General features: G+C 69.7%; 12 protein-coding genes. 7 read left to right on the top strand and 5 right to left on the bottom strand.

From position 1 onward, the window contains the following. Window positions 1–3: 3 nt before the first annotated feature. Genes cyoA through AC1MLT_RS04485 form a run of 7 tightly spaced genes read left to right on the top strand, consistent with a single transcriptional unit; the run spans window position 4 to window position 6,949 of the window. Complete coding sequence (cyoA, locus tag AC1MLT_RS04455) at window positions 4–1,026, top strand: ubiquinol oxidase subunit II (protein WP_481034071.1); 1,023 nt, start codon at window positions 4–6, stop codon at window positions 1,024–1,026. A gap of 2 nt (window positions 1,027–1,028) precedes the next feature. After that, complete coding sequence (gene cyoB / locus AC1MLT_RS04460) at window positions 1,029–3,032, top strand: cytochrome o ubiquinol oxidase subunit I (protein WP_481034072.1); 2,004 nt, start codon at window positions 1,029–1,031, stop codon at window positions 3,030–3,032. Window positions 3,033–3,042: 10 nt separating this feature from the next. Beyond that, window positions 3,043–3,672 (top strand): cytochrome o ubiquinol oxidase subunit III, encoded by a 630-nt coding sequence (gene cyoC / locus AC1MLT_RS04465; protein WP_481034073.1) that lies wholly within the window; start codon window positions 3,043–3,045, stop codon window positions 3,670–3,672. After that, window positions 3,669–4,148 (top strand): cytochrome o ubiquinol oxidase subunit IV, encoded by a 480-nt coding sequence (cyoD, locus tag AC1MLT_RS04470; protein WP_481034074.1) that lies wholly within the window; start codon window positions 3,669–3,671, stop codon window positions 4,146–4,148. Before cyoC ends, cyoD begins: the two co-directional genes overlap by 4 nt. Before the next feature lie 29 nt (window positions 4,149–4,177). Then, the gene (locus AC1MLT_RS04475; RefSeq protein WP_481034075.1) at window positions 4,178–5,032 is read left to right on the top strand and encodes an SURF1 family protein; all 855 of its coding nucleotides are present in this window, start codon (window positions 4,178–4,180) and stop codon (window positions 5,030–5,032) included. Beyond that, entirely contained in the window at window positions 5,029–6,414 is a 1,386-nt protein-coding gene (locus AC1MLT_RS04480; RefSeq protein ID WP_481034076.1) for an ATP-binding protein, read from the top strand. Before AC1MLT_RS04475 ends, AC1MLT_RS04480 begins: the two co-directional genes overlap by 4 nt. Further along, on the top strand, window positions 6,404–6,949 hold the full coding sequence (locus AC1MLT_RS04485; protein WP_481034077.1) for a response regulator transcription factor: 546 nt from the start codon (window positions 6,404–6,406) through the stop codon (window positions 6,947–6,949). Before AC1MLT_RS04480 ends, AC1MLT_RS04485 begins: the two co-directional genes overlap by 11 nt. A 33-nt stretch (window positions 6,950–6,982) precedes the next feature. On the opposite strand, the gene AC1MLT_RS04490 is transcribed toward AC1MLT_RS04485, so the two are convergent. The 5 genes from AC1MLT_RS04490 to AC1MLT_RS04510 all read right to left on the bottom strand — a co-directional run bounded on the left by AC1MLT_RS04490 (window position 6,983) and on the right by AC1MLT_RS04510 (window position 12,210). Then, on the bottom strand, window positions 6,983–7,285 hold the full coding sequence (locus tag AC1MLT_RS04490) for a chaperone modulator CbpM (RefSeq protein WP_481034900.1): 303 nt from the start codon (window positions 7,283–7,285) through the stop codon (window positions 6,983–6,985). 83 nt (window positions 7,286–7,368) lie between these two features. Beyond that, the gene (locus tag AC1MLT_RS04495) at window positions 7,369–8,343 is read right to left on the bottom strand and encodes a DnaJ C-terminal domain-containing protein (protein ID WP_481034078.1); all 975 of its coding nucleotides are present in this window, start codon (window positions 8,341–8,343) and stop codon (window positions 7,369–7,371) included. 78 nt (window positions 8,344–8,421) lie between these two features. Next, window positions 8,422–9,078 carry a histidine phosphatase family protein gene (locus tag AC1MLT_RS04500; RefSeq protein ID WP_481034079.1) on the bottom strand — a complete coding sequence of 219 codons (657 nt, stop codon included), beginning with the start codon at window positions 9,076–9,078 and terminating at the stop codon, window positions 8,422–8,424. Continuing rightward, on the bottom strand, window positions 9,075–11,507 hold the full coding sequence (locus tag AC1MLT_RS04505; RefSeq protein WP_481034080.1) for a penicillin acylase family protein: 2,433 nt from the start codon (window positions 11,505–11,507) through the stop codon (window positions 9,075–9,077). Before AC1MLT_RS04505 ends, AC1MLT_RS04500 begins: the two co-directional genes overlap by 4 nt. A gap of 55 nt (window positions 11,508–11,562) precedes the next feature. Then, window positions 11,563–12,210 (bottom strand): CDP-alcohol phosphatidyltransferase family protein, encoded by a 648-nt coding sequence (locus tag AC1MLT_RS04510; RefSeq protein ID WP_481034081.1) that lies wholly within the window; start codon window positions 12,208–12,210, stop codon window positions 11,563–11,565. Window positions 12,211–12,219 lie beyond the last annotated feature (9 nt).

Below are 12,219 nucleotides of genomic sequence, written 5' to 3' on the forward strand. Positions count from 1 at the left end.
CGCATGCCCACCCTCAAGAACCTCCGCGGTCTGCTGATTGCCCCCGCCATGCTGTTGGCCGGTTGCAACACAGTCCTGCTCAATCCGTCCGGCGACATCGCCAACCAGCAGGGGCGGCTCATCGTCGTCTCCACGGTGCTGATGCTGCTGATCATCATCCCGGTGCTCTTCCTGGTGTTCTATTTCGCCTGGCGCTACCGGCACGGAAGCGAGACGGCGAAGAAGGAGTATTCGCCCAACTGGGACCATTCGGTGCAGCTGGAGCTGGCGATCTGGGGCGCGCCGCTGCTCATCATCATCGCGCTGGGCGCGGTGACCTGGATCAGCACCCACACGCTCGACCCGTACCGGCAGCTGACCCGGCTCGACGCCAAGCGGCCGATCCCGGCCGATGCGCAGCCGATCACGGTCGAGGTGGTGGCCCTGGACTGGAAGTGGCTGTTCATCTATCCCGACCAGGGCATCGCGCTGGTCAACGAGCTGGCCGCGCCGGTCGACGTGCCGATCCATTTCAAGATCACCTCGTCCTCGGTCATGAACTCGTTCTTCATCCCGGCGCTGGCCGGGCAGATCTACGCCATGCCGGGCATGGAGACCAAGCTGCACGCGGTCATCAACCAGCCCGGCGTGTTCGACGGCTTCTCCGCCAATTACAGCGGCGAGGGCTTCTCGGGCATGCGCTTCAAGTTCCACGGCATGAGCTCGGCGGACTTCGGCCGCTGGGTCGAGCGCACCAAGGCCGGCGGCGCCGCGCTGGACCGGCCGACCTACCTCAAGCTCGAGCAGCCCAGCGAGCGCGATCCGGTGCGTCGCTATGGCTCGGTCGCGCCCGACCTCTACCAGGCCATCCTCAACCGCTGCGTCGACACCAGCAAGATGTGCATGAACCAGATGATGGCCATCGACGCGCAGGGCGGCATGGGCAAGCCCGGCGCGCACAACACGGCGTCCAAGCCCTGGCAACCCGATAACAACAAGTCGCCGATGCGGACCTACGTCGCGGCGATGTGCACTCCCCGAGATTGAAAATGCCCGATTCATCCGAACTGACGAAGCTGATCTTCGGTCGCCTCACCTGGGAGGCGATCCCGCTGCACGAGCCCATCCTCCTGGTCACCTTCGCCGCCGTGCTGCTCGGCGGGCTGGCGGTGGTCGCGGGGCTGACGTATTTCCGCCTGTGGGGACCGCTGTGGCGTGACTGGATCACCAGCATCGACCACAAGAAGATCGGCATCATGTACATCATCCTGGGCCTGGTGATGCTGCTGCGCGGCTTCGCCGACGCCCTGATGATGCGTACCCAGCAGGCCATCGCCTTCGGGGACAACGCCGGCTTCCTGCCGCCGCACCACTACGACCAGATCTTCACGGCGCACGGGGTCATCATGATCTTCTTCGTGGCCATGCCCCTGGTCACGGGCCTGATGAACTTCGTCGTGCCGATGCAGATCGGCGCGCGCGACGTGGCTTTCCCGTTCCTCAACAACTTCAGCTTCTGGATGACCGCCTTCGGCGCCGTCCTGGTGATGGCCTCGCTGTTCGTCGGCGAGTTCGCGCGCACCGGCTGGCTGGCCTATCCGCCGCTGTCGGGCATCGCCTTCAGTCCGGACGTGGGGGTGGACTACTACATATGGTCCTTGCAGGTGGCGGGGGTCGGGACGACGCTCTCGGGCATCAACCTGCTCGCGACCATCGTGAAGATGCGCGCGCCCGGCATGACCTTCATGAAGATGCCCATCTTCACGTGGACCTCGCTGTGCACCAACGTGCTGATCATCGTCAGCTTCCCGGTCCTGACCGCGGTGCTCGCGCTGCTCTCGCTCGACCGCTACGTCGGCACCAACTTCTTCACCAACGATCTCGGCGGCAACGCCATGATGTACGTGAACCTGATCTGGATCTGGGGCCACCCCGAGGTCTACATCCTGGTGCTGCCGGCCTTCGGCGTCTTCTCCGAGGTGGTCTCGACCTTCTCCGGCAAGCGCCTGTTCGGCTACGCGTCGATGGTCTACGCGACGGTCGTGATCACCATCCTGTCGTACCTGGTGTGGCTGCACCACTTCTTCACGATGGGTTCCGGGGCGAGCGTCAACTCGTTCTTCGGCATCACCACCATGATCATCTCGATCCCCACGGGAGCGAAGATCTTCAACTGGCTGTTCACGATGTACAAGGGCCGCATCCGCTATGAAGTGCCGATGCTGTGGGCCATCGGGTTCATGTTCACCTTCACGATCGGTGGCATGACCGGCGTGCTGCTGGCCGTGCCCCCGGCGGACTTCGTGCTGCACAACAGCCTGTTCCTGATCGCCCACTTCCACAACGTGATCATCGGTGGCGTGGTGTTCGGCATGTTCGCCGGCATCACCTACTGGTTCCCGAAGGCCTTCGGCTACAAGCTCGACGCGTTCTGGGGCAAGTGCTCGTTCTGGTTCTGGCTGGTGGGCTTCTGGCTCGCCTTCGCGCCGGTCTACGTGCTGGGCTTCATGGGCGTCACGCGTCGCCTGAGCCACTTCGAGGATCCGTCGCTCCAGATCTGGTTCCAGATCGCAGCCGTCGGCGCCTTCCTGATCCTGTGCGGCATCATCTGCATGGGCATCACGCTGGTGGTGAGCTTCATGCGCCGCGAGTCGCTGCGCGACCACACGGGCGACCCGTGGGATGGCCGCACGCTGGAGTGGTCGACCTCGTCGCCGCCGCCGGCCTACAACTTCGCGTTCACGCCGCAGATCCACGACAACGATGCCTGGGCCGACATGAAGGCGCGCCAGTACCAGCGTCCCGACAAGGGCTTCATGCCGATCCACATGCCCAAGAACACCTGGGCCGGCTTCGTGATCTCGGCGCTGGCCGGTGGCTTCGGCTTCTGCATGATCTGGCAGATGTGGCTGCTCGGGGGCGTGGCCTTCGCGCTGCTCGTGCTGACCGCCATCATCCACACCTTCAACTACAAGCGCGACTACTACATCCCCGCGGACGACGTCGTCCGCATCGAGTCCGATCGCACCCGTCTCATGGCCGCCCATGTCTGATACCGCCGTCATGTCCACTTCCACCACCGTCAGCGTCGACGCGCCGGACAACCTGCGCTTCTACGTCCCGGGCGACCATCACGTGGAGAACGGGACCCTGCTGGGGTTCTGGTTCTACCTGATGAGCGACTGCCTCATCTTCGCCTGCCTGTTCGCCATCTACGGCGTGCTGGGGCGCAGTTATGCGGCCGGACCGTCGGGCGCCGATCTGTTCGACCTCAAGCTGGTCGCGATCAACACCTCGCTGCTGCTGTTCTCCTCCATCACCTATGGCTTCGCCATGCTGGAGATGCAGAAGCGCAAGACCGGCAGGACGCTGCTCTGGCTGGCCATCACCGGCCTGCTGGGCCTGGGCTTCCTGGGACTCGAGCTCTACGAGTTCGCCCACCTGATCCACGAGGGCGCGGTGCCACAGCGCAGCGCCTTCCTGTCGGCCTTCTTCGTGCTGGTGGGCACCCATGGGCTGCACGTGTTCTTCGGCTGCATCTGGCTGGTGGTGCTGATGGTGCAGGTCGGGCGCACCGGCCTCATCGCCGAGAACCGTCGTCGCCTGATGTGCCTGTCGATGTTCTGGCACTTCCTGGACGTCGTCTGGATCGGCGTCTTCACCTTCGTGTACCTGATGGGAGTGCTGAAATGAGCGCCACCACGAGCGCCACGGCGCCCCTCGACAACAAGGCCCCGCGCGGCATCCACGCCCAGCCCGACGACGTCGACCACAGCCACGGGCACGGTCATGGCCATGGCCACGACCACCTCGACGACGACCACGAGGGCGCCAGCCACAGCACGCTCAAGGGCTATGTGACCGGCTTCATCCTGGCGGTGATCCTGACGGCGATCCCGTTCTGGCTGGTCATGGGCAACGTGCTGGACAACCCCCGGACCACGGCGATCGTGATCCTGGGCTTCGCGGCGGTGCAGATCGTGGTCCACATGATCTACTTCCTGCACATGAACACGCGCTCGGAGAGCGGCTGGTCGCTGCTGGCCCTGATCTTCACGCTGGTGCTGGTCGTGATCACGCTGGCCGGTTCGCTGTGGGTGATGTATCACCTCAACACGAACATGATGCCCGGCATGATGGATCACGGGATGCACACGCCGGCGTCTTGAACGTCCCGGCGCGCGCCTCCTCCGCTCCCATGGCCGCCGAATTCGATCGCCGGCCCGCCGGAACGCCCGCGCGGCGCTCCGGGCCCTGGCGGCTGTTCATGGGGGTGGTGGCCCTCGCCATGTTCGCCGGCCTGCTGGCGCTCGGGACCTGGCAGGTCGAGCGCCGGACCTGGAAGCTGGCGCTGATCGAGCGGGTCGAGAACCAGTTGCGCGCCGCGCCGGTCGATCCCCCGGCCACCCTCGAGGATCCACGGCGCGACGAATATCGGCGCCTGCGCCTGACCGGCGTCTTCCAGCACGACCGCGAGACCCTGGTCCAGGCCAGCACCGAGCTCGGTGGCGGCTTCTGGGTGCTGACGCCATTGCGCCTGGCCGACGGCCGGCACGTACTCGTCAACCGGGGCTTCGTGACGCCAGAGCGCCGCGACCGGGCCACGCGCGGCGAGCGCGGACCGACGGCGCCGGGGGCGGGCGATGGCGCCACCACGACGCTGGTGGGCCTGCTGCGATTGAGCGAACCCGGCGGCGGTTTCATGCGGCGCAACGACCCGGCCGCCGGCCGCTGGCATTCGCGCGACGTCGCCGCCATCGCGCAGGCGCGGGGACTGGGCGACGTGCTGCCTTATTTCGTCGATGCCGAGGCCACGGCGGCCGAGCGCGCCCAGCCCCAGCTGATGGCCGATGCCGACCGGATCTGGCCGGTGGCCGGTCTGACCGTCATCCGCTTCAACAACCATCACCTGGTCTATGCCATCACCTGGTATGCGCTGGCGCTGATGGTGGCGCTGGCGGTCGGCTATCTCGGGCGCGAGTGGTGGCGCGAGCGGCGCCCGGACGCCGGCGCACCGCCGGGGGCGGCCGGCTCCGGTCCGGCCCGCCCATGATCCGGCTGCCCTCGCTCGGACGCCTGTCGCGGCGCGAGGCCAAGCTGCCGCGCGGCGGCCACGCGATCGAGTCGGCGGCCGGCCTGCGCAACCTGGAGCAGCTGGTCCAGCTGCGCTGGATCGCCGCCTTCGGCCAGATCGTCACGATCGGCGTGGTGCATTTCGGCTTCGGCATCCGCCTGCCGCTCGACCAGATGACGCTGGTGCTGGGCTGCCTGGTGGTCTTCAACCTGCTGAGCCTGCAGCGCGCGCGTCTCGGGCGCAAGGTCACCAATGGCGAGCTGTTCCTCAACATGCTGGTGGACCTGGGCCTGCTGACGGCGCAGCTCTACCTGAGCGGTGGCACCACCAACCCCTTCGTCTTCCTCTACCTGCTGCAGGTGATCCTGGGAGCCGTGCTGCTGAAACCGTGGTCGAGCGCGACGATGGCGGTGGTCACGATCCTGTGCCTGGCCGGCCTGGCGATCTTCTCGGTGCCCTTGCCATTGGCGCTCGACCACGACCAGGGCCTGTCGAGCCCCTACATCCAGGGCCTGCTGGCGTGCTTCGCGCTCGACGCCGCGCTGCTGATCGTCTTCATCAGCCGCATCAATGGCAATCTGCGCTCGCGCGACGAGCGACTGGCGGCGCTGCGACAGCGCGCCGCCGAGGAGGAGCTGGCCGTGCGCATGGGCCTGCTGGCCTCCGGCGCCGCCCACGAGCTGGGCACGCCCCTGGCCACGCTGTCGGTGATCCTGGGCGACTGGCGCCGCATGCCGGAGTTCAAGGGCAACCCGGAACTGCTGCAGGAGATCGGCGAGATGCAGGTCCAGCTGCAGCGCTGCAAGTCGATCGTCAGCAGCATCCTGCTGTCGGCCGGGGAGGCGCGCGGCGAATCCTCGGCCGCCACCACGGTGGCGGATTTCCTCGACGACGTGGCGCGGGAATGGCGCGCCACGCGTCCGGTGGTGGCCTTCGACTATGCCAACCACTTCGGCGAGGACCTGTCGATGGTCTCCGACTCGGCCTTCAAGCAGACCATCTGCAACGTGCTGGACAACGCGCTGGAGGCCTCGCCGCAGTACGTGGCGCTGGAGGCCACGCGCTCCGGCGACACCCTGGTCATCACCGTCACCGACACCGGGCGCGGCTTCGCGCCCCGGATGCTGGCGCAGCTGGGCAAGCCCTACCAGTCGAGCAAGGGCCGGCCGGGCGGCGGACTCGGCCTGTTCCTGGTGGTCAACGTGCTGCGCACGCTGGGCGGCAGCGTGACGGCGGCCAACCGGCCGCAGGGTGGCGCCATCGTGACGATGCGGCTGCCGCTGGCCGCGATCGCGCTCGACGACGAGCTGGAGCAGCTGCTGGCTGCGGACAAGGAGAAGGGAGACGACGATGCCCGATGACGACCCACGCCACCTGCTGATCGTCGAGGACGATGCCGCCTTCGCGCGTATCCTCGGCCGCTCCTTCGAGCGCCGTGGCTACACGGTGAGCCTGGCCGACAGCTTCGACCAGGTCGCCGCATTGCTGCAGCGCGAGCCCGGCCCGGGCTATGCCGTGGTGGACCTGAAGCTCAGCGGCGAGAGTTCCGGCCTGGCCTGCGTCCGGCTGCTGCACGCGCACGACCCGGCCATGCTGATCGTGGTGCTGACCGGTTTCGCCAGCATCGCCACGGCGGTCGAGGCGATCAAGCTCGGCGCCTGCCACTACCTGGCCAAGCCGTCGAACACCGACGACATCGAGGCCGCCTTCGGTCGTGCCGAGGGCACCACCGAGGTCGAGCTGACCAATCGCGCCTCGTCGATCAAGACGCTCGAATGGGAGCGCATCCACGAGGTGCTGGCCGAGACCGGTTTCAACATCTCCGAGACCGCGCGCCGCCTGGGCATGCATCGCCGGACCCTGGCGCGCAAGCTGGACAAGCAGCAGGTGAAGTGAGCCACGTCCGCCGGACACGTCCGGCGGCGCGCCTCAGTGACCGATCCGGTGGGCCTGCAGCACGGCCTTGAGGCGCCGCACCTCGTGTTCGAGGTCGAGGATCAGCGCGGCGGCATCGAGCTCGACGCCGAAGTCGCGCTGCAGCCGCCGCGCCTCGAGCGCGCGACGCAGGTCGGCGCCGCGGAAGCGCCACTGCTCGGGTCCGGTCCGGGTCCCGGCCTCGGGTGCTGCGTGTTCGACGATGCCGATCTCCACCAGCTGCACCACCCAGTCCACTCCGGCGCCACAGGCATGCGCGAGATCGCGGGCGGCGAGCGACGGCGTGGCGTCGAGCATCGAGGCGGTGACGGAGACGGCGGTGGTGGTGGTGGTCGAATGCGGGGAGACCGTCGACGAGACGGAAAAACGGGCCATGGTGGTCAAGCTCCCAGGTGTTGGCGCGGATCGAAGGCGGCGGTGGCGGCGGCGAGCTGGCGATAGGCCTCGCGCGCGGCGTCGCTGTCGGCCGGTGGCAGGGCGATGTCGAGCAGCAGGTAGAGGTCGCCGGCGGTCGCGCCCGGGAAGCCACGGCCCTTGAGCCGCAGCTTCAGGCCCCCGCGCGACTTCGGCGGCACGGTGACCTCGACCGCGCCGCCACCGGGCACCGGCACCTCGACCGAGGCGCCCAGCGCGGCTTCGCTCGGCGTCACCGGCAGGGTCATGTAGAGATCGCGGCCCTCGATGCGATAGAGCCTGTGGGGCGCGATGCGCACCTCCAGGAACAGGTCGCCGGCGGGTTCGCCTCCATGGCCGGGCATGCCCTGGCCGGCCAGCCGCACATACTGGCCCGGATGCACGCCGGCGGGGATCTTCACGGCCAGCGTGCGGGTGGTGAAGGCCGGCTGGCCATCGGCGCCGGTCTCGACCGCGCGCAGCGAGATCTCGCGCTCGCTGCCGCGCAGGGCGTCCTCCAGCGTGATCTCGATGGCGGCGTGGTGGTCCTCGCCCCGGGCCCGGCGCTGCTGGCGGGCCGCCCCGCGCCGCTCGGCCTCGCCGAACAGCGAGGAGAAGAAGTCGCTGAAGTCGGCCTGGTCGGCCGGTCCGCCCGCAGCCGGGCCACCGGCGCCGCGATGGAATTCATAGCCCGCGTCCCAGCCCGGCGGCGGACTGAAGTCGCCCTCCGGACGACCGCCGCGCGCCACGCGGTCGGCCAGCGCGTCGTAGGCGGCGCGCTTTTCCTTGTCGCGCAGCACGTCGTTGGCTTCGTTGATGTCGCGCATCTTCAGCTCGGCATCGGCTTCCTTGCTGACGTCGGGATGGTATTTGCGCGCCAGCTTCCGATAGGCCTTGCGGACGTCGTCCTCCGACGCCGTGCGCTCCAGCCCGAGCACCTGGTAGTAGTTCTTGAAGTCCATGTCGGCTCAGATGGCGGTGGGGGGTGGAAAAGAAAGAGGCGGTGGTCAAAGGAGCGATGGTGGACCGCGCGCCGGTGCTCAGGCGATGGCGCTGCCGGCGCCGGCGTCCGCGCCATCGGCGTGCGGTGGCAACGCCAGCGCCTCGGCGCGCCAGCCATCGGCATCGCGTTCGAAGCGCAGCGGCTGCGCGTTGCCGAGCACGGCGGCATCGACCGGCACGCCGAGTAGCGCCGCCAGCGCATACAGCGTGCCGCCATGCGCCACCACCAACACCGGGCCGGGCAGCGCCAGCGCGATGGCGAGCGCGGCGCGCTTGCGCCCGACGAACTGCGCCAGGGTCTCGCCACCCTCGGGCTCGCAGGCCCAGTCGATGTTCGCCGACGAGGTGCCGATCAAGGCGCCGAAATGGCGCTCGCGCAGTCGCGACTCCGGCAGCGGCACCAGATCGAGTCGCGTGGCGACGGTGTGCGCGGTGTCGAAGGCGCGCCGGGCATCGCTGCAGACCACGGTGCGGATCGGTTCACCGGCCAGGCGTTCCGCCGCGCGCGTCGCCTGCGCGAGGCCCAGCGCGCTGAGCGGCTCGTCGACGTCCTGGAAGATGCGCAGCGCATTGCGGCCGGTCTGCCCGTGGCGCAGGAAATAGAAGTGGTCGCAGGCGGGATCGAGTGGCTGCGCGGCACCGAGCCGGACGATCTGCGAGAGGCCGGGAGCGGGATGGGAGGGATGCAGGGTCATGGGGGTCCGTAGTCCAGGGTCAGGGGCGGGCCTTCGCGCTGCGCCCGCACGTCCTCGGGATGGAAGGGCAGCGGGAGCCAGCGCTTGGCGGCGAACAGCGGCAGTTGGTCGTAGGCGCGCGGCGAGGCCGGGTCGCTGCTCTGGCCGTAGGTGAGCACGCCCTGGGCCACCGGGCCGCGGTCGTCGAAGCCGACGACCTGCAGGTAGCTGGTGCCGTAGTTGATGCGATAGCCGCCCGGCGCGATGCGCGGCTGACCCTGCGATTCGAGCTTGTTGAGGACGCCCTCGAACTCGTCGCCGCCGTGCAGCGCGACGCGCTGGCCACGCACCTCGCGCCACTGTGCCTCGCCGAGCGTGGCATCCGGCGCGAAGCCGGCCGAGCGCAAGGCGGCGACGGCGTCGCCCAGGGCCTGGAAGACGGCCGCGCGCGTCGCGGGCGTCGCCGTGTCGAGTCCGGCCGGCGTGTCGACCGGCCGGCGCGGGTCGAAGGGCACGCGCCACACCCTCGGCACGTCGCGGGCCTGGCGCCAGAACTCACGGAACAGTGGGGCGCCGCGCGACCCCGCGTTGCTGGTGCGATCCCAGCCGGCCAGGGCGCGGCAGCCGGCGAGGACATCGGCGCCCGGACCGGTGGCGTCGGCCGGCGCGGCGTCGCAGGCGCTTCGCAGGTCGTCCATGACCAGCGCGCCGGCCAGGTTGCGATCGCGCAGGATCACGCTGCGGGCTTCCGCCGCTCCCATGCGATCGCCGGGCAGGCCATCGCCTCCGGCCAGCCGGGCGCGGATCTCGCGGATGGCGCTGCGGGTGCGCAGGCGCTGCGGCGTGCCGATCGCGCCGACCAGGGGCGAGATCCCGGCCATCGGCGCCACGTCGGGCTGGCTGAGCCAGAAACTGTCGTTGCTGTTCTGCACCCAGTCGGAGGTCACCAGCACGGGCATGCGCGCCGGCGGGATGCGCCCCGGCGCGGCGGCCGAGGCGTCCTCGCGCCAGGCGCAGGCGCTGCGCGAACCATCGAGCACCGGCAGGCCGGCCGCGTTCAGCAGCACGGCGGCGGCCGGCGAGGGCGCGCAGGCGCGCAACTGCTCGGCCGACACGTCGGGCACCACCGACAGGTCGGCATACAGGGCCTGGCCGTGGCGGTCGGCCGCGAGGGTGTTGATCCATGGCATGCCCTGGTTGCCCATGGCCGCGCGCAGTTCGGCCACGTCGCGCGCCTTGGCCATGCGCATCCAGCTCTCGACCGAGCGCACGTTCAGGGTGTTGGCATCGCGCAGGGCATAGGCCTTCTGCGGGGTCCAGGCGAGACCGGCGCGCGGCAAGGCGATCACCGGGCCCCAGTCGGTGGCGTAGAAGGTGTGGCGCAGCGCCGCCCCCCCGGGCATCGGCGCCTCGACGGTGCGCGCGACCATGCGGCGCGGCTGACCGTCGACCAGGTAGACGGTCGGGTCGGCCGGATCGAGCGTCAGTTCGTAGAGCGTGAAGCGCTTGCCGGTGGAGACGGTGTGCGTCCAGGCGACATCCTTGTTGAAGCCGATCGAGACCACGGGGCTGAGGCCGCCGGTGGCGCCCATGACGTCGACCTCGCCGGGAATGGTCAGGTGCAGCTGCCAGAAGCGGTTGGTGCCGTTCCAGGGGAAGTGCGGGTTGCCCAGCAGCACGCCATGGCCGTCGGGCGTGGCGTCGCGGCCGAAGGCCCAGCCGTTGGAGCCGAGTTCGCCACCCTCCGGATTGGCATCCATGCTGTGGCGGGCGATCTCGGCGACGGCTTCGCGCAGTTCCACCGGTGGCGCGGGCGGCGCGGCGCCCAGGGCGGTCGCGGGTGGGGGCGGCCGGGCGGCGAGCACCGCGCCGGCCAGGGCGCCCAGGCCGCCCTGGATCATCGACAGCTCGGTCGCGCGCGACAGGTCGGCTGCCGTCATGGGCCGCACCCAGGGTCGGCCCCGGCAGGCTTCGGGCAGGCCGTCTGGACCGGCGTCGCGCAGATAGCGGTTGTAGCCCGCGACATAGCCGCGCAGGGCGGCGCGGGCCTGCGGACCGACGGTGTCGGCGGCCCGTGCCAGCGCCGCGTCGTCCATGTGCTGGCGCACGAACAGGTCGATCTGCGCATTCGACAGGCGACCCAGGCCGAGATCACCCATCGCCTGCGGCCCCAGGAAGCGCGAGCGCTCGCCGCGCACGGTCAGCAGGTGCTCGGCGGTCTGGCAGACGTTGTCCTGGGCGTGCGCGTACGACGAGCCATAGGCCAGGCCCTCGTAGTCGGCGGCCGTGACGTGGGCGATGCCATGCGTCGTGCGCTCGATGGTCACGCTGCGCGGGCCCGTGGCCGATGGCGCGGCGCAGCCCGTCAGGGCCGCGCAGAGCGCGAGGACCGGGACCACCGGCCACGCCGGATGGCGATGGCGACGGGACGACGAGGATGGCGGGGTCATGGGCACGGCTCCTTCGCGAGGGGGACGGGCGCTCCGTCGATGGGAGCGCCGGCGCTCAGAACTTCGGGATGCGCAATGTCTTGCTGATCATCAGCGTGCCCGACAGCGCGAACAGCAGCACCAGCGGATGCAGCGTGGCCGGGCCGATGGCCCAGGCGCCGCCCCAGATCGCATCGCCGACGCGGCCCTGCCAGGCGGCCCAGGCCAGCACGCCGACCAGCACCACGCTGGTCGGGATCGGGGTGCCCTCGAAGTACCTCACCTTGTCGGCACCCTCGGACAGCGCCTCGGCCGTCACGTTGTAGCGCGCCAGCCGGCTGACGCCACAGCAGACGAAATAGATCAGCGCCACGCAGTCCCAGCCGCCGTCCAGCCCGGCGGCGAAGGCCAGCGCGGCCGGAGCGACGCCGAAGGAGATCACGTCGGCCAGCGAATCCAGCTCGCGCCCGAGCGCCGAGTGGGTCTGCCGCCAGCGCGCCACCCGGCCGTCGAAGACGTCGAAGACGAACGCCGCCGGCGCCAGCAACGCGGCCCACAGGAACAGTTCCGTCGACCGGTTGCCGACATAGGCCATGGCCAGGAAGACCGCGCCGACGCCGCAGGCGGCATTGCCGAGCGTGAAGGCATCGGCCAGGTGGAAGCCGCGGATCATCGAGAAATGGCGGGGCGCCGGGCGCGTGGCCGCGGGAGGAAGTGGAGCCATGGTGCGGTA

The organism is Variovorax sp. PEI5, assembly GCF_056679935.1.